This window comes from Lentilactobacillus parakefiri (genome assembly GCF_002157585.1).
GTDB classification, from domain to species: domain Bacteria; phylum Bacillota; class Bacilli; order Lactobacillales; family Lactobacillaceae; genus Lentilactobacillus; species Lentilactobacillus parakefiri.
Window position 1 is genome coordinate 17146 of record NZ_BDGB01000072.1, and the last position, 18169, is coordinate 35314.

Sequence of the window (18169 nt, forward strand, 5' to 3'; positions counted from 1 at the left end):
TACTGATGCTAAGGAAGGCACATGTTATTTGTATGTCATTATCAAATAGCGTATACTAATTTTTCGGAGGTCTTTTCATCATGAAAGATATTCTTGTGGCACTTAATTCGGCTGCCAAAAACCACCGTTCTCAAATCTTCACTATTACAAAGGCAATGAACCTGACCATTTCTGAATGGAAATTGTTAAACCAAGTGATTGCCGGCAATACCACTCAAGAATTATTGTCCGAGAGTACCAAATTGGACATCTCCACCTTGTCGCGGCAATTGAAGCGATTGTTAGAACAAGATATGATCGAAAAAACTGCCGTTGGTCGTGATAAGCGGCAGCTGATTTACAAAGTGACTGATAAAGGAACAAAAGCCAGTCAACACATTGCACTTGAAATTTCGCAATTGACTGAACGCGTCTTTAATCACTGGACTGACGAAGAAAAGAATCTTTTGAAGATATTAATCAATCGTCTTGAAAAGAGTTTGGATAGAATCTAATTACAAGCAGGTGAGTTTAATGAAAATTGCGATCGTGACTGATAGCACGGCATATTTGACGAAGGAAGAACAAACGAAGTATAACATTATCGAAGTGCCAATTCCCGTCATTATCGATGGCCGTGAGTATAAGGAGGGCGTTGATTTAACAACGGCGGAATTCTACGATAAATTAAAGAATTCTCAAGCGTTTCCAAGCACGTCTCAGCCCCCAATCGGCGAAATGATCGACTTATATAATTCATTGGCCAAAAAAGGCTATGACACGGTGATCAGCATTCACCTTGCCAGCACGATTTCTGGTTTTTATAGCTCACTGACTCAAATTGCCCCAACAATTGAGAGCATCAAAGTGATCCCATACGATTCCAAGATTACCGTCAAACTAATGGGGTACATGGCCATTCAAGCCAGCAAAATGGCGCAAATCGGCCGTACTCCCGAACAGATTATTACATATCTTGATGGCCTTCGACAGACAATTGATGAACTGTTTGTCGTTGATGATCTGCAAAACCTGGTTCGGGGTGGCCGCCTGTCAAACGCTTCTGCATTCATTGGTGGAATTTTGAAGATCAAGCCCCTATTAACGTTTGATGATAAAAGTAATGAAATCGTTGCTTTCGAAAAAATCCGTTCTCGCAAAAAGGCTCTTAAACGAGTAGAAGAACTCTTTGCCACGGCAAAACAAAAGGCCAATTACCCATTGCGGGCATTGGTGATTAACGCGAATGATCCGAAAGCCGGTAATGAATGGGCAAACAAAATTCACGAACTTTATCCTGATATGAAAATTGACCAAAGCTACTTTGGACCGACAATTGGCACTCATTTAGGCGATAAGGCACTGGCTCTTGCCTGGCTTAGGGACTTTGAACAAGATAACCTCTAAAGTGAACTTTATTAATCTGCAACCGTCTATTGTTCAGTAAAACACGAACTAGGCGATTGCTTTTTTTGATGCATGTGATAGACTTTAATAGTTACATAAAATAAATATGGGGTAGGATTCAATGCGTTAAGTGTCGGAGGAACGGAATGTGAACTTCGAACGAAAAATGGCTGGCTTCGACTTGTCGACCGTTTGCGGTATTGTTTCCGCATTCACTATGTTATTTAGTTTTCTAAATAATGGTGAGCTCCTTTATAAGGAGATGCTGCATCATGAAGTCATTATCACTGGGTTTTCGTAAGCTGCGGGTTGTTGATATTGTTGTATTAGGCATTTTTATGTCGTTATTGTTAATTCTGGGTCGATTTACGGTCGGTGTTCAGGCATGGCGGTTGAGCTTTGGCTTTGTTGTGACCGCAATTGCCAGCATGTTGTACGGGCCACTATGGTCATCAACCATCGCTGCTTTAACAGACATTATCGGCACTTTGATGTCCGGAAGTGTTTATTTTCCAGGTTTTACAATCTCGGCGATCTTGGGCGCAGCTATTTATGGCTACTTTTTTTATGGCAAACCGATCAGTTGGAAACGAGTGATTATCGCCCAGCTGATTATTGCTGTTATCGTCAATACTGTTTTGAATACCTATTGGTTAACCATTTTATATAAGACACCATTTTGGACATTTTTGCCAGCGCGGGCATTAAAAGAACTGGTTATGACACCCATTCAAATGGCCATTCTGTATTACACGCTGAATTCTCAGACAATGGGTAATATTTATAATCGGTTGTTCAACTAAAATAATAAGCGACACACCGTACCATCAAATTGGTTGGCGGGCCGCTTTTTGTCATACACAAAGGAGCGATTATCCATGTATCAAATTACAATGCACAATATGCGCTTTCACAGTCATATCGGCGTTTTACCTGAGGAAAAAGTGGTCGGGCAAAACATTCAAATTGATTTAAAAGTGGCTGTGAATGCGGTCCCAGCTGACGATGATCTGAAGTCGACAGTTTCATACGCGGATTTTTACCCAACCGTCGCCAACGTGATTCAAAATAACCGGGTCAACTTAATTGAGACCTTAGCACAAATAATCATTGACGCCATCAAAAACATTGACCGGCGCATTGCGGCTGTCAATATTCACATTCGTAAGCAGGGAACGCCGATTAACGGGGTGTTGGATGACGTCGAAATAGAAATGGAGCATTAGCATGGAAGATGTATATTTAAGTTTAGGTAGTAATATTGGGAACCGAGAGGCCTTTTTGCAGCAAGCCATCGAGGCGTTGGGCAGTGACCCACGGATTATGATTGAAAAGCAGGCTAGTTTGTACGAAACTTCTCCAGTTGGTGGCGTTAAGCAACGGGCATTTGTGAATACGGCCGTCAAAATTGGCACCACCTATGAGCCACTGGCGCTCTTAAAAGTCATTCATGAAATCGAAAGTGGTCTTCATCGGACCCGTTCGATTCACTGGGGTCCAAGAACGGTGGATATTGATATCATCTTCTTTGGCAGCGAGCATATCCAAGAGCCCGGGCTGTCGGTTCCGCATCCAGAAGCCTTCAACCGGTTATTTGTGTTAATTCCGATCCAAGAATTGATTGATGAACAGTTTCCAGACGCCCATAAGATTGAGATGGCCATTTCGATCCTTGAAAAAGAAGATCAATCAATCAAGAAAATTAGTCCTGCTAATGACTTCTACACAGAGATTACCAGTAATGTGACCAAGGTGTTAGCGGCAATTGGTGACGATCCATCCAGAAAGGGGCTTATTGAAACTCCGGATCGGGTTGCCAGAATGTATGCCAACATCTTTGATTCAATCGGATTAGAAGATTTTCAGGACTATAAGTTGTTTGATTCACCTGAATCGGATGATTCAAAGACGGTCATGGTCAAAGGTATTCCATTTTACTCAATGTGTGAACATCATATGATGCCATTTTGGGGCAAAGTCAGCGTTGCCTACGTACCTGATAATGGCAAAATTATCGGCCTTAGTAAAATCCCCAGGTTAGTCGATTTTGTATCACACAAGTTAAGCCTTCAAGAAAAAATCACGGATGATGTTCTAGTCCAAATGGAAAGGATCCTCCATCCCAAGGGCGTGGCGGTGATTGTCGATGCCCGTCATATGTGTATCGAAATGCGAGGTGTCAAAAAAACCGGCACCGTGACACGAACTACTAAATTTACAGGAATCTTTCAACAAAACGATGAACTGAGAAGTGAGTTTCTAAATTCAATTCAGGTGGGGCAAATATGAAAGATGATTTAACCAGTCACTTTGCTGAATTTTTATATGATCAAGGTGACCGCATTGGTTTGTTAAAACAAGTTTTACGCCAATTGGGCAATCCAGATACCAACTATTCAATCATTCACGTCTGTGGTACTAACGGCAAGGGATCAACCGCGACAATGATTGCGGCATTGCTTCAGAAGATGGGTCAGCGGGTTGGTCTGTTTACAAGTCCGTTTATTGGTGATGTTACCAATAGTATTCGCATTAATCAGCAGGCAATTCAAATGACTCACTTTAACCATTATCTGAATCGACTTCAGCAATTAATGGCCTCATTTGGTGATGGTAAGCAGGAACTTTCTGAGTTTGAGGCGCAGTTTGTCACGGCAATGCAGTATTTCTCTGATCAAGGAGTCGACTATGTGGTGTTGGAATGCGGTTTAGGTGGCGAACTCGATGCCACCAACGCGGTTACGACAACGATGTATTCAATCTTCACTAAGATCGGCATGGATCATACTGGGATTCTTGGTAATACCATCGAGGAAATTGCGACGACAAAATCAAAAATTATCCGCAAGGGAAATACAACGATTACAGCGCCAAATCAACGGCCACAAGTATCTGCTATTTTGAGCCATGAGGCCATCGAGAAAAATGCGGTTTTTCTTGATGCTAATCAGGTTCAGATTGATCAACAATCGGATGACCGAACTAGCTTGCATTACCAATTTAATGATCGAGCCGGTCACTTCAAATTTGGTTTGCAGGGTGCTTACCAGGTAGAGAATGTCCGAACAGTGCTTTTATGGCTATTTGATTTTCAAAAACATCAGCGTTCAACAATTGACACGGATCGCTTGTTAACCCAAGCGTTGGGGAAGCTGAGTGTTCCTGGGAGATTTGAAACGATCAGCACCAAACCAATCATTATGATTGATGGGGCTCACAATGTTGATGCCATTTCGGCCTTCGTTCAATCAGTGAAACAATCCTTTCCAAAACAGCCTAAGTTGATTATTACCGGTTTTCTTAAGGATAAAGATTACGTCGATAATGTGCGCTTGTTGGCTCAAATCCCAAATGCAACCTTCAGATTAACTCAACCCGACAATCCAGAGCGCAAGCTAGACAAAGATCATCTCCAAACAGTTTTCAAAAACGTTACGGAAAAGCGTTACCCAACGTTTCGTAACCCAATCGTCGCTCTCAAGAACAGCATGGCTGAAGCGTCTGAGAACCCGGAGCTGGTGATTTTGGTGGTGGGTTCATTCTATCTCATTAACCCAATTCGTGACTACCTGATAAAGACAAGGAGTGATTCAAATGACTAATCCTAACGAAATCCATTTTCGAGGGGCTAATTTTGACTTCAATATTACGGAAAGCCCAATTATTTATTCGATTCTCAATTTAACGCCGGATTCATTTTACGACGGTGGGGTCAATACCTGTATTGATCAGGTTTTGGACCGTATCGAAACTGAAATGAGTTATGGTGCCAAAATCTTTGAACTGGGTGGCAAATCGTCCAAACCGCATTTTGATGATATTAGTGCCGATGAAGAGTGGCAGCGGGTAGAGCCCTATCTCAAGGCGATTCAGAAGCGATTTCCCAACATTGTATTGGCAATCGATTCAAATACCAACTCGGTGATTGAGCGGGCTTTGCAATCCGGCATTCAGATCATCAATGATATTGATGGCTTTAATTCTCAAACTAAACTGGATTTGGTTCAACAATATCATCCATCAGTCGTCACGATGTTTAACGGACGTAATTTTGATGAACAGTCAGCAACCCTCGAAGACACGATGCAGTCATTTTTCTCTGAGACAATTGCGCGCTTGAAACAAGCCGGTCTTCAAAAAGAAAACATCGTCATCGATCCAGGAGTTGGTTTCTCTGATCGTAATACCCTTGAGTTTGATTTGATTAAAATGCGCTTTACAAAACAAATGCGTCAGTTTGCGACGCCGATCATGATTGCAATTTCTCAAAAGAGCTTTGTCAAACGATTGTTTGATGCCGATTCAGGAGAGCGGCTAATTCCAACGCTGCTGTTTGAAGCCTATATGACCCAACTTGGTGGCCGGATTATCCGAGTTCACAACGTCAAAGAAACCCAAGAGCTGATTAAGACGTATCAGATTTTTAAAGACCTATTAAACGATTGAGGAAGTGATCTGTCATTTTAGTCGACCAACTAGGTAAACAAATAACGACTTTAAAAAAGCAGTCATATCCATGGCTCAATTCCAAGAAAATGCAGACGGTCACCAAGTTGTTGACATTGCACCAAACGGGATTGCGTGATCGCAGCTCCTCATTTCATCTATCAGCAAGTGCAATGGTGTTTGACGCTGGTAGCGGAATTTTTATCCGTCATCCATATCTGCACACTATTTTACTTCCTGCCGGACATGTGGAACCAAACGAAATGCCAATTGGTTGTGCGATCAGGGAATTTACTGAGGAGACAGGTCTGGTTTTGAAGACCGTTCCGCATCATTTAATTGACGTGAACATCATTGACATTCCAGCTAATCCAAAAAAGGGTGAGGGTGCCCACCAACATTTGGACTTTCGCTACTGGTTCTCTTCCATTGAACCAGAGACCAACTATCAGTCTGAGTTGCCGGTATTCAGGCTGACAAGGCGGGAAGCCCCAGCGGAGTTCCAGCCATATTTTGCCTTGATGCCGTTGAATTAGAAGGGAAAAACACCAATGATTGTTATATACAATTAAACGTTCGGATATAGCTGAAAAACACTGTCAAATCAGTTGTTGTTAGCTACAATTAAAGAATGCATTTTGAAACTAAAAGAAGGTTCAACACGATGGACAATCAAATTATCATCAGAAAGATGCGGGCTGAAGATTACCCAAATGCTTATGCCTTGTGGCAACATGTTCCCGGCATGAATTTGAGGGAATTTGACGACAGTTTTGAGGAAATCAGTCGATTGTTACGTTTTAATCCGAATTTTTGTTTTGTAGCAGAGACCCGGTCCGGCAAACAGATCATTGGCAGTATTCTTGGTGCAACTGATGGCCGCCGCGGGACAATTTATCATTTGGCTGTTGCTCCGAGTTACCAGAACCAGGGTTTAGGAAGCCAACTTGTGACTAAAGTGATTGAACAGCTGCAAGCCGTCGGAATTCATAAAATCTTCGTCAATGTGATGAAGAATAACCAAGTTGGTCAATCATTTTGGCAACAAGTTAAATTCGTCAAACGTGATGATGTCATCCGTTTTAATAAAATCATCTAAATAGACAACAGGAGAGCGGGGATTAAATCCGATATTCGTAATTTAGATTCTACTTTACATAATATATATTATGCGAAGTAGGATAAACATCTAAAAAGGACCAGCCATCAAAGCCAACACTCTCGGCAATGATAACTGGTCCTTTACTTTAATTTCGTGAACAATTAACCAACGGCTTCTTCCAGATGATTGCCGGATTCAACTTGAGTGTTCGTTTGGTAAAATTATCCACCTGTACTTTTAAAACGTGACGCTGAATGCGTTTATTTAACGGCGGTAATTTCATGTAGTCGCCATACAGCCTCGTTAAGTACGCATCATAATCCGCCAAGACCGGAACTTGTAAATTCTCAAAGTCCATTGGGATTAGATGATGGATCTCTGTTGGTTTGATTAATTCTTTTCCGTATTGGTATGGTGATGACATGTTGATCAACGACAATTCTGAGTGACCGTTGTATTGCGTCATTGTGCTCAGCCGAATATCGTAAAGCTCATTTAAATTATAATCAGCGTATTTAGATTGTGTGATGCTTTGCTGATACAGATCCGGATAAAATCGTTTCCGAATCTCTTCCAACAGCATTGCTAACTTAGCTTGCTGGTTGTGTTGCTGAGTCCGTTTATTTGGCATCCGATCAAATGGAAAGACATCAATAAAAATGCCATTCTTAGCTTTCGTTAACTCACGGCCGTGTTCCAGAATCCGGGTGCCATCAGCCATCACTTTGGCAAAATCGTATTCGTATTGTGGATCAAGGCGATTCTCTTCAACAAAGTATCCTCGATGCAACAATTCAGCTGGTGCGACTTGCAGGAACTTTTCGAAGTCAGTTCGCGGCAAGCCAATATCAATATCGTCGTCCCATGGAATAAAGACGTGATGACGGACGGCACCAATTGCTGAACCGCCAGTTAGAAAGTATTCCAAATGATATTTAGAATTGATTGCCGCCACATTTGCCAGAATACCAAGTTGAATTTGGTGAATTAAATGTAAATCAACCATAGTTAGAACCCCCTTAATCAAAAATCCGATCTCATATCTAAACCTCTTTCAAATTTGGATTGTTCACTTATTAATATTAATCGATTCCAACATTGGGTCAATGAATATGCTCATTTATGCTATACTTAACTTAATAAAATATAGATTTTATTAAGTTATACACAAAAAAACAGACAGCCCCACCAAATTCCCGCGCATTGGCTTGGGCCATTATTAACGATATTAAGGAGCTTAACGATGAAATCATCCCAATACATCGACCACAACGAACAGCTGGTTCAAACCCTGCCAACCTATATTAACGACTATTACCTCGATAAATCCACGGTGCCATTATCCCCCGCCACGTTATATCAGTATCTAAACGAATTTCACCGCTTCTTCACCTGGATGATCGATGCTTCAATTACCGACGTCAAACATGTCAAAGATATTCCACTCTCAGCTTTGGAAAACTTCAAAAAACAGGATATGGAGCTGTATAAGTCTTTCCTGCTGAACCGCGGTAAGCAGACCGCCGCTCATCCGCAAGCACCTATTTCTCATCGAACGGTCAACCGCTCACTGAACGCGTTGTCGGCCTTGTTCAGGTACCTATCTGAAGAGACCGAAACTGCGGATGGTGAACCCTATTTTTACCGAAATGTGATGAAGAAAATTGCGCTGGTTCCCGACACTGAAACCTACCAAACCCGCGCCAGCAACATCAAAGATCAGTTGATGTTGGGCGATGCTGACGTAAAATACGTTGAATTCATCCAGAATACTTACCCCAAGAAACTGACAAATAAACGAACGCTATCTTTATATCAGCGTGATCGTGAGCGTGACGTCGCAATCAATGCGCTGATGCTTGGGACCGGCATTCGGGTCTCTGAATTGACCAATGCAAATATGGCCGATTTGAATTTGCCTAAAGCCACAATTGTGGTCAGGAGAAAAGGCGGAAAATACGATTCCGTTCCCATTGCCAATTGGGTACTGCCACATCTGGCAGCTTACTTAAAAATCCGTAAGCAGCGGTATTTGGCAACCAAGACTACCCCTGCCCTCTTTTTAACGAAAGGGGCAAGCCAACCCCGGAGAATCTCAACCGCGACCGTTGAGTTGCTGGTGGCCAAATATTCTCAAGCTTTCAATCACGTTCGGATTACACCCCATAAGTTAAGGCATACCCTAGCTTCCAAGCTGTATCTGGAAACCAACAATGAACACTTGGTCGCAACTCAGCTTGGCCAGAGCTCAACTTCTGCCGCCGGATTATACACGCATATCATTGACACCAAGCAACGCCAAGCACTCGATAAGCTGCATGGTGACAAGAAGCATCACTAATCGGATTTAAGACTGAGGTAAAGATCCTTCATTGACTTTGCTCCTTTGAAAGACGGATTAATCACCAACCGATTGAGTGGATTTCGAAGCTTTTTGATATGCCAGCCATAATTTTGATTGAACTTTCGAAAATGTCATTTGATCAAATTTACTGGAATGAATCCATTTCCCAGGAAAATAGCTCACATCGATATTATCCGCTACTTGTGCTTCCAGCAACTTAATCTTCCATTTCTGATGGGTGAAGGTATGAGTGACTGTTGGGACATCCACTGCATGCAAATCGGCACTTAATTGGTATTCGGACTGCAGTCGCGCTTCGATTTTGCCAACCAACATTGATTCTGGCGTTGCCTTTTCATCAGTTAAATTCTCGCGGTCAAATAAAGGAAACATCCAAAAATTGGCTAAAATGCCATGACTAGGGCGTTTTTCAAATAAGTAACCTTGCTTGGAATGAATGATTAAACCGAAATAGTCGTGGGCAATCGGTCGTTTCTTTTTGGTTTTGACTGGGTAATGGTCTTCGATCCCATCCTGGTAAGACTGATTAAAATCCTTGACCGGCGATTGGCTGGTATCGTAATTGGTCGCGGTCATGTAACTGGCGCCTAAATCCATAATGGCTTGATTAAAGTCACCCGGACGTGCTTTGGGGATGATTAAATTGATTATTCTTTCGAATACTTTGCGGGTCTGCGGTTTAGCAATATCATCATCAATCTCCAATAATCTGGAAAAGACGCGAAAGGCATTCCCATCCACTGCAGCGACTGGTTGGCCAAACGCAATACTGGCAATGGCGCCGGCTGTATAGGGACCAATGCCACTTAGTTCCTGAAGGGCTTCAGTAGTCGTTGGCCATCGACCTTGATAATCGAAAACAATTTGACGAGCCGCCTTTTGAAGGTTCCTGGCCCGCGAATAGTAGCCCAGTCCTTCCCAAGCTTTCATCAATTTGTCTTCAGTAGCTGTTGCGAGATCTTCCACCGTTGGAAACTGGTCCATAAACCGTAAATAATACGGAATGACAGTTTGCACCTGAGTTTGCTGCAGCATAATCTCGGAAACCCACACGTGGTAAGGATTGTGATCGCGCCGCCAGGGTAAGTCGCGCTTGTTTTGATCATACCAGTCAAGCAACGTTTCTTGGAATGCTTGACTTCGCTCATGCGACCATTTAATCATCTGACAATTCTCCTTACAATTTATTTCAAAAAAGGGCTGTTGGCAAAAATCGAGTTTTGTCACAGCCCCTTGATTGATCAGCGTTATCGTTGATTCACTTATTTTTTTGCCAATTCTTTTTGATAAAGGTTTCCCGTCCGCCCATTTCTTCCATTTGATAGCGGAGCGGATTTTTCTTGTAGAACTCTTGATGTTCTTCTTCTGCAGGATAAAATGGTTTGGCATCTTCAATTTGAGTCACAATTGGGCTGTCAAATTGTTCACTTTCGGCTAATGCTTTCTTTGAGGCCTCAGCGATTTTTCGTTGTTGCTTGTTCTTTACAAAAATGACTGGTCGATAGTTATCACCGCGATCTTGGAATTGCCCCATCGCATCGGTTGGGTCAGTTTGATGCCAATAAATTTCCACTAACTGATCATACGAAATTACGTCAGGATCAAAGAAAATCTTGACAGCTTCTGTATGGCCGGTGGTATGGCTGGCAACCTGTTCATAAGTTGGATTGGCAACATGACCGCCGGTATATCCGGAAACGACCTTATTAATGCCGGGAATGGTGTCGAATGGTTTGACCATACACCAGAAACATCCACCTGCAAAAATTGCTGTATCTTCCATGCATTGCACCTCATTTTTATTTATTCAAATAATTGTTTGTATTTACTGTATCCCTTTGCGTCCAATTCGGCAACCGGAATAAACTTTAAGGCAGCAGAATTGATGCAAAAACGGTGACCGCCGGCGTCCTTGGGCCCGTCTGGGAAGACATGGCCAAGATGGGACCCAGCCTGTTTGCTTTTGACTTCTTCACGAATCATGCCAAAGGAAGTATCTAAGTGATTGTCAATGTTGGCCAGATCAATTGGTTTAGTGAATGACGGCCAACCACAGCCAGCGTCGTATTTATCGGTTGAAGAAAACAGCGGTTCTCCGCTCACGACGTCAACGTAAATACCATCCTGGTAAAAGTCATCATACTGACCACTAAACGGCGCCTCAGTGGCTTTATTTTGGGTAACATCGTACTGCTCTTGGGTTAGTTTGTTTTTAAGTTCCTGCTTGTCCATATTAACCCTCCATTTAAAATTAGGTTGTGTACAACTAAACTAAATTTATTATAGCCGTCAACTGCCACAAAGTAAACAAAAACGGCCAAACTAACCATTGAGATTAGCCAGACCGTTTAAAAAGATCGGATGAATTAACTTAATGCGTCTGTTAATGGTGGAACAACTTGCTTCTTCCGAGAAACAACTCCCGGTAATGACAGTGTGTCGTCAGCTAATTTGCTGTTAAAGGCTTTTTCAACTGCAGATGCTGGTTGACCCACTACAATCATCTTTGAATCACTATTCAAGACGTTGGTGATCAACACTAAGAACAGGTCGTAACCTTTATCAGCTGCTTCAGCCTTCATGGCCTTCTCGATATCATTCTTACGTTTGTCAATTTCACTGAATTCAACAACGTTGATTTGGTCGATACGAACACTCTTGTCTCCCATTGTAAATGACTTGGCGTCCGAATCAATCAACTCTTGGTCACTCTTGGCAGACACGTTAGTTCCAGCTTTAAGCATTTCAATCCCATACTTTTCGTAGTCAATATTAGCAATTTCAGCTAAAGTCTTCACAGTAATTTTATCTTCTTCGGTTGTGGTTGGTGACTTCAATAACAACGTATCCGAGATGATTGCCGAAAGCATTAAGCCGGCTAATTGTGCAGGAATTTCAACTTTATTTTCGTCGAACATCTTGACGATGATGGTGCTGCAGCAGCCAACTGGTTCAGCACGGTAATAAAGCGGCTGGTCAGTTTGAAAATTGGAAATTCGGTGGTGATCAACCACGTGAGTAATTGTTAAATCTTTGATGTCGCTGACACTTTGCTGGAATTCATTGTGGTCAACCAACATGACGGAATCAACTTCATTTTTTGCAGTTTTGATAATGCGTGGCGTTGGTTCGTCAAAATAATTCAAAACAAATGCAGTTTCTGAATTGGGTTCACCCAAAGCAACGGCTTCCGTATCATACCCTAATTTGTTCTGCAAATATGAATAGGCTTTTGCAGCGACAATCGCATCTGTATCAGGACTTTGATGGCCAAAAACTAATTCTTTACTCATTTACATAATCTCCTTTGATAATTAAATTTATTTCCCTAAACGGGCTAAATAATCTTCTTTAGCAAGGAACTCATCGAACTTCTGCAAGAAACGTTCAATTCGTGGAATTTCATTTTTCCGGTTGCGGTAGACAAAGTTTAGGTCAAATTTGACTTTAGGATCCAGTTCAGTGACCCAAATATCGTCGTCAGTCAACTTCTTGAGATCGATATTGAGCATGTATGACTTTGGTAATGCCGTATTCGTGTGAGAATTAATGGCAAACTTTAAAATTTGCTCAGGCATCGTATATCTGGCAGCCACTTTTGGCCAGTCAACCATCTGGTTCGTAAAGGATTCTCGCAAAGTTTGATTGAGATAATAGTCTTGGGGATACATCACCCATGGCCTATCGTTCACATCTTTCAAGCGGACTCGTTTGCGTTTAGCGAGGCTTTTGTTGTGATGGATAAACAGTAAGTCATCCGAAATAATCTTCTTGGAACTGTAGGGCTTCCAATTCTTAATCGATTCGTCAGGCAGGTACATGATTGCCAAGTCGATTCGGTTGTTCTCCAAACTTTCCCAAATTTCTTTTCTGGTCAGCATATGGAAATTGACTTCCAAGTCCGGATTTTCCTGGTAAAGTGCCAAAGCAAAATCTTCAAAGACTTTGGTCTCGACGGAAGCCAAGATCCCCAGATTAATTTGACCAGTTGTTGAGCTGGTTGCTTGTTGAATCTGGTCGTTAGCATCATTTAACAGGTCGTATATTTGCCGAGTGGTTTTCAACATGATCACACCTGCATCGGTGAGCCTTAATTTCTTGCCAACCGAGTAAAATAATTCAGTGCCCATGGTTTTTTCAAGCTTCTTAATTTGCTGAGTCAACGCTGGCTGGGTAATCCCCAAGATCTGAGCAGCCTGGGTGTAATTCATTGTTTCTGACAACTGGAGAAAATACGATAAAGTCTTAGATGCAAAAATATTTTCCTGAGTGGTTTTCATTCAGACTCTCCTTATCGGTCCATACGACCATTAAATAATTAACAGGATACTGCTATTATGATAATTCTTATTGTTAATACAATCAATTAATATGGTAAAAATTTAATCAATTGATAAGTCGACAAACTTAGGCCTAATTGAAGTCGGTGTTCCTTCACTGTCAACGTCAATCACGAACGAGCCGTTGGAATAGCGGCCACCAAGGGAATAGTCAGCAGAGACAATATCGTGAACCCGACGATGGTCTGTTCTAACTTCAAGTGCCTGATCGTCAGTTTGAATTCGGCAAAAGTCCACGATTCGATGGGGATTGTTCTTGAGTTCCCGCAAAATCATGACACCCTTTCGAGCCCGTGAAGTTGCAGGAATTTCTTTAACAGCCAACTTCTTGAAAGCCCCTCGTTGCGTCACAATCGCTAAAGTATCATCTTCGTTAACCAGCTGCAGGTTGGTGACTTTATCGACACCTCGCAGCCCCATTGATTTGACTCCGGTGGTTCTGGCGCCGTTAACCGGCACCTCTTCAATTCCGTAACGTAGTGCTAAACCATTGTTGGAAATCAGCAGTAGTTGTCCAGCAGTCTCTGGTGTTTTCAGATAATGAATGGAAACGACTCGTTCATCGGTATTTTTGAGCTTCTCATAAGTATAAGCATGCTTCTTATAGGTCCGACCGGGTTTCATATCTTCAAAAGCAGTTTGCTTGATGTGACCTTGGTCAGTCGCAATGAGGAATCTCCCGGGTTGTTTGAGCGAGTCAAAGGCATAGGTTCCAATAATTTCCTCGTCAGCATCCAAGCCGATGGTTTGAGAAATATGTTCCCCGGTATCCTTCCACTTCACATCTGCCAATTCAAAGATTGGCCGATAAATTAGATTGCCCTTGTTGGTGAACATAAACAGATGATCACGGGCGTTTAATTGGGACATAAAAATTGGATAATCTTCATCCTTTAACCCGGTATCTGTCGTTGAGGCTTTATATGATCGAATGCTGCTGCGCTTGATGTAGCCGTCGTGACTGACCATGACCACAACATCTTCGTCTGGAATCAAGACATCGGTGTTAATCTTGATGTTTGAGACCTCGGCTTGGACCTCAGTCCGACGAGCACTCCGATAAGTTTTGGCCAAGGCTCGTAATTCGTTCGCCAAAACGCGATTGAGCTCTTTTGGGCTATCTAAAATTTTGTTGTCTTTAGTAATCTCGTCTGCAAGGTGTTGATGCTCATTTTCCAGTTCAGTCACGTCAGTATTGGTCAAACGGTATAGCTGCAAGGCAACGATAGCATCCGCCTGCTTTTTTGAAAAGTCGTAGGTTTTAACCAAATTATCGCGGGCATCTTTACGATTTTTGCTTGCCCGAATGGTTTTAATGACTTGGTCTAAAATTGATAAGGCGTGAATCAGTCCTTCAACAATGTGCTGACGATCTTGGGCCTTCTTTAAGTTGTACTTGGTCCGCTTTTCAATCACTTCCTGCTGGAATTCCAGGTATGCCACCAGAATCTTTTTCAGCGACAGGCGTTCCGGCCGCATATGGGAAATGGCCACCATGTTGAAGTTATAAGAGACTTGCAGGTCAGTGTTTTTAAACAGATAATTTAAGATTCCTTTTGAGTCAACGTCGCGTTTTAATTCAACGACAATACTCAAACCGTTTCGATCACTTTGATCACGAACTTCTGAAATTCCGTCAATCTTCTTATTTAAGCGGATTTCATCGATCCGTTTGACTAATTGGGCTTTATTGACCTCGTATGGAATCTCTGTGATGACAATTTGTGATTTGTTGCCTTTCAGAGGTTCAATTGATGTCTTCGAGCGGACAATAATCTTGCCGTGACCGGTCTCGTAGGCTTTTTTAATACCATCAATTCCTTGGACAATCGCTCCGGTTGGAAAATCAGGGCCTTTGACAAATTGCATCAAATCGTCCAGGGTTGCGTCAGGATGCTTCTGCAGATAGAGAATCGCATCAATGACTTCTCCCAAGTTGTGCGGTGGAATATCGGTGGCATAGCCTGCTGAAATCCCAGTAGAACCGTTCACTAAAAGATTGGGGAATCGGGATGGCAAGACAGTTGGTTCATACTCAGTGTCATCAAAGTTGAGCACCCAGTCGACCGTATCTTTTTCAATATCCCGAAGCATCTCACTGGCAATTTTGCTCAAACGGGCTTCGGTATACCGCATTGCTGCCGGCGGATCACCATCCATCGACCCATTATTACCGTGCATTTCGATGAGTGGCTCTCGAACCTTCCAATCCTGACTCATCCGGTTTAAGGCTTCATAAATTGAGCTGTCGCCGTGGGGATGAAAATTACCCATAACATTTCCAACGGATTTTGCCGATTTTCGAAACGGCTTGTCATAGGTATTGCCATCTTTATTCATCGCATACAGAATTCGTCTTTGAACGGGTTTTAACCCATCACGAATGTCTGGCAATGCCCGTTCTTGAATTATTGATTTTGAATATCTGCTAAAACGTTCACCCATGACATCTTCGAGGGTCAAACTTTCAATTTTACTCATTTTTAGTCGCGCCCCCTAATCATTTGTATTATCCAATATGCTGCCATCTTCTTCTAAGTTAAACTTAACGTTATGTTCGATCCACTTTCTTCGGGGTTCAACTTTATCCCCCATTAAAGTAGTGACTCGTTTCTCAGCAAGTGCGGCATCGTCGATTCTAACCCGAATCAAGGTTCTGGTATCGGGATTCATTGTCGTTTCCCACAGTTGATCGGCGTTCATCTCACCCAAACCTTTGAAACGCTGAAGGCTGTATCCCTTGCCAAAATCTTTCGAAACCTTGTTTAATTCTTCATTGGTCCAAGCATATTGGACTTTCAGCTTCTTGCCGGCACCTTTTTGCAGCTTGTAAAGCGGTGGTAAGGCAATAAAGACCCGGCCATTATCAATCATTGGCCGCATATATTTGTAGAAGAATGTCAGTAGTAAAATCTGGATGTGTGCACCATCGTCATCAGCATCGGTCATAATAATAATCTTATCGTAGTTGGCATCATCAATATTAAAATCAGCACCAACCCCGGCACCAATTGTATAGATCATGGTATTGATTTCTTCGTTTTTCATAATTTCTGGTAATTTAGCCCGTTCAGTGTTCAAAACCTTCCCACGAAGGGGCAAAATTGCCTGATAACGACGGTCTCTACCTTGCTTGGCGGAACCACCGGCAGAATCCCCTTCAACTAGGAACAGCTCATTTCTGCTGTAATCTTTTGATTGAGCGGGAGTCAACTTCCCTGACAACAGGCGTTCCTGCTTCTTATGCCGTTTGCCGGTTCGGGTTTCATCCCTGGCTTTTCTGGCTGCCTGTCGAGCTTGTCTGGCACGCAATCCTTTATGAACCAAAGTTTGGGCGAATTCACCGTTTTCCATCAAGTAATAGCCTAATTTTTCGCTGACAACGCTATCAACGATTGAGCGGGCTTCAGGGGTGCCTAATTTTTCCTTGGTTTGGCCTTCAAATTGGAGAATCTCTTCGGGAATTCGCAATGATAAGACAACGGATAATCCCTCGCGGACGTCGCTGCCTTCAAGGTTCTTATCTTTTTCTTTGAGCATGCCCACTTTTCTGGCATAGTCGTTAAAGGCTTTTGTCCAGGCATTTCTCAGGCCAGCCTCGTGAGTCCCGCCATCCTTCGTTCGAACGTTGTTGACAAAGGACAGCATGGTTTCAGAATAGCCATCATTATATTGAGCAGCGACTTCGACTTCCACGCCGTCTCTTTTGCCATCAAAATACATGACGTCGCCCAAAGTGTGCTTATCTTCATTCAAATACTGAACGAATTCCTTGATACCTTCTTCATAGTGAAAAACGTCTTCCTGCTCTTGATCAGTTCGTTCATCGGTCAGGGTAATTTTAGTTCCCTTAAGCAAAAACGCCGATTCCCGCAATCGCTCGGAAAGAACTGAGAAGTTGTAAACCGTACTGGTAAAAATGGTTGGATCCGGTTTGAAGGTCACCGTCGTCCCACTATGGGCGCGGGTTTTACCCAACTTTTTCAGTGTACCCACCGGATGGCCGCCGTTTTTGAAATCTTCTTCATAGCGGTAACCGTCACGGACGATGACAACTTTCAGCCAAGTGGACAACGCGTTAACCACACTAGCGCCAACCCCGTGAAGGCCACCAGAGGTTTTGTAGCCGCCCTGGCCAAATTTACCACCGGCATGGAGCATCGTTAAAATGACTTCGGGGGTTGGCTTTCCTGAAGCGTGCATTCCCACCGGCATCCCCCGTCCGTGGTCAACCACCGTGATGCTATTATCTTTATGAATTGAAACGTCGATTTCGTCTCCGTAACCGGCCAACACTTCATCGACCGCGTTATCAACAATTTCGTAGACCAAATGGTGCAGGCCACGTGAATCTGTGGAACCGATGTACATTCCCGGACGCTTTCTAACCGCGTCGAGTCCCTCAAGAATTTGAATCGAGGAATCATCATATTTTTGCTTTTGCTTTGCCATTCGTTATGACTCCTTTTTTTGCAATCTACTTCATAATAACCTAAATTTACGCTGATGGAAACGAAATTTTATTGGCTG

The 18169-nt window shown here is 42.7% G+C and carries 18 protein-coding genes and 1 riboswitch; of the genes, 10 read left to right on the forward strand and 8 right to left on the reverse strand.

The features are described from left to right. The first annotated feature begins 80 nt into the window (after positions 1-80). The 9 genes from LPKJCM_RS07825 to LPKJCM_RS07865 all read left to right on the forward strand — a co-directional run bounded on the left by LPKJCM_RS07825 (position 81) and on the right by LPKJCM_RS07865 (position 6931). A complete protein-coding gene (locus LPKJCM_RS07825) occupies positions 81-494 on the forward strand; it encodes a MarR family winged helix-turn-helix transcriptional regulator (RefSeq protein ID WP_057963151.1) in 414 nt (137 codons plus the stop codon). 19 nt (positions 495-513) lie between these two features. Next, on the forward strand, positions 514-1386 hold the full coding sequence (locus tag LPKJCM_RS07830) for a DegV family protein (protein WP_057963150.1): 873 nt from the start codon (positions 514-516) through the stop codon (positions 1384-1386). Positions 1387-1491: 105 nt separating this feature from the next. Continuing rightward, positions 1492-1606, forward strand: a riboswitch (THF riboswitch). Between the two features lie 52 nt (positions 1607-1658). Continuing rightward, positions 1659-2189 (forward strand): folate family ECF transporter S component, encoded by a 531-nt coding sequence (locus LPKJCM_RS07835; RefSeq protein WP_057963149.1) that lies wholly within the window; start codon positions 1659-1661, stop codon positions 2187-2189. A 75-nt stretch (positions 2190-2264) separates the two neighbouring features. Then, complete coding sequence (folB, locus tag LPKJCM_RS07840) at positions 2265-2612, forward strand: dihydroneopterin aldolase (RefSeq protein ID WP_057963148.1); 348 nt, start codon at positions 2265-2267, stop codon at positions 2610-2612. A 1-nt stretch (position 2613) separates the two neighbouring features. Next, the gene (gene folE, locus LPKJCM_RS07845) at positions 2614-3675 is read left to right on the forward strand and encodes a GTP cyclohydrolase I FolE (RefSeq protein ID WP_057963147.1); all 1062 of its coding nucleotides are present in this window, start codon (positions 2614-2616) and stop codon (positions 3673-3675) included. Next, positions 3672-4988: a bifunctional folylpolyglutamate synthase/dihydrofolate synthase gene (locus LPKJCM_RS07850; RefSeq protein ID WP_057963146.1), complete on the forward strand. Its 1317-nt coding sequence runs from the start codon at positions 3672-3674 to the stop codon at positions 4986-4988. Before folE ends, LPKJCM_RS07850 begins: the two co-directional genes overlap by 4 nt. Further along, complete coding sequence (gene folP / locus LPKJCM_RS07855) at positions 4981-5832, forward strand: dihydropteroate synthase (RefSeq protein ID WP_057963145.1); 852 nt, start codon at positions 4981-4983, stop codon at positions 5830-5832. The genes LPKJCM_RS07850 and folP overlap by 8 nt, the downstream gene beginning before the upstream one ends. Positions 5833-5921: 89 nt before the next feature. Next, the gene (locus LPKJCM_RS07860) at positions 5922-6368 is read left to right on the forward strand and encodes an NUDIX domain-containing protein (RefSeq protein WP_087069595.1); all 447 of its coding nucleotides are present in this window, start codon (positions 5922-5924) and stop codon (positions 6366-6368) included. 128 nt (positions 6369-6496) lie between these two features. After that, a complete protein-coding gene (locus LPKJCM_RS07865) occupies positions 6497-6931 on the forward strand; it encodes a GNAT family N-acetyltransferase (protein ID WP_057963143.1) in 435 nt (144 codons plus the stop codon). 148 nt (positions 6932-7079) lie between these two features. Here LPKJCM_RS07865 and LPKJCM_RS07870 read toward each other — a convergent pair whose 3' ends face one another. Next, positions 7080-7940, reverse strand: a complete 861-nt coding sequence (locus LPKJCM_RS07870; protein ID WP_225364160.1) for a LicD family protein — start codon at positions 7938-7940, stop codon at positions 7080-7082. A 237-nt stretch (positions 7941-8177) separates the two neighbouring features. Between LPKJCM_RS07870 and xerS the strand changes: the two genes are divergently transcribed. Next, a complete protein-coding gene (gene xerS / locus LPKJCM_RS07875) occupies positions 8178-9275 on the forward strand; it encodes a tyrosine recombinase XerS (protein ID WP_057963142.1) in 1098 nt (365 codons plus the stop codon). A gap of 57 nt (positions 9276-9332) precedes the next feature. Here xerS and mutY read toward each other — a convergent pair whose 3' ends face one another. From mutY to parE, 7 genes are all read right to left on the reverse strand, one after another. Further along, on the reverse strand, positions 9333-10463 hold the full coding sequence (gene mutY, locus LPKJCM_RS07880; RefSeq protein ID WP_057963141.1) for an A/G-specific adenine glycosylase: 1131 nt from the start codon (positions 10461-10463) through the stop codon (positions 9333-9335). 94 nt (positions 10464-10557) lie between these two features. Then, positions 10558-11082 (reverse strand): peptide-methionine (S)-S-oxide reductase MsrA, encoded by a 525-nt coding sequence (gene msrA / locus LPKJCM_RS07885; RefSeq protein WP_057963140.1) that lies wholly within the window; start codon positions 11080-11082, stop codon positions 10558-10560. 20 nt (positions 11083-11102) lie between these two features. Beyond that, entirely contained in the window at positions 11103-11531 is a 429-nt protein-coding gene (gene msrB / locus LPKJCM_RS07890) for a peptide-methionine (R)-S-oxide reductase MsrB (protein WP_057963139.1), read from the reverse strand. Between the two features lie 134 nt (positions 11532-11665). Then, positions 11666-12592, reverse strand: coding sequence for a manganese-dependent inorganic pyrophosphatase (locus LPKJCM_RS07895; protein ID WP_057963138.1), 927 nt, complete (start codon positions 12590-12592; stop codon positions 11666-11668). A gap of 27 nt (positions 12593-12619) precedes the next feature. Beyond that, positions 12620-13579 (reverse strand): LysR family transcriptional regulator, encoded by a 960-nt coding sequence (locus tag LPKJCM_RS07900; protein WP_057963137.1) that lies wholly within the window; start codon positions 13577-13579, stop codon positions 12620-12622. A 102-nt stretch (positions 13580-13681) separates the two neighbouring features. After that, on the reverse strand, positions 13682-16120 hold the full coding sequence (gene parC / locus LPKJCM_RS07905; protein WP_057963136.1) for a DNA topoisomerase IV subunit A: 2439 nt from the start codon (positions 16118-16120) through the stop codon (positions 13682-13684). A gap of 15 nt (positions 16121-16135) precedes the next feature. Continuing rightward, entirely contained in the window at positions 16136-18091 is a 1956-nt protein-coding gene (gene parE / locus LPKJCM_RS07910) for a DNA topoisomerase IV subunit B (protein WP_057963135.1), read from the reverse strand. Between the last annotated feature and the right edge of the window lie 78 nt (positions 18092-18169).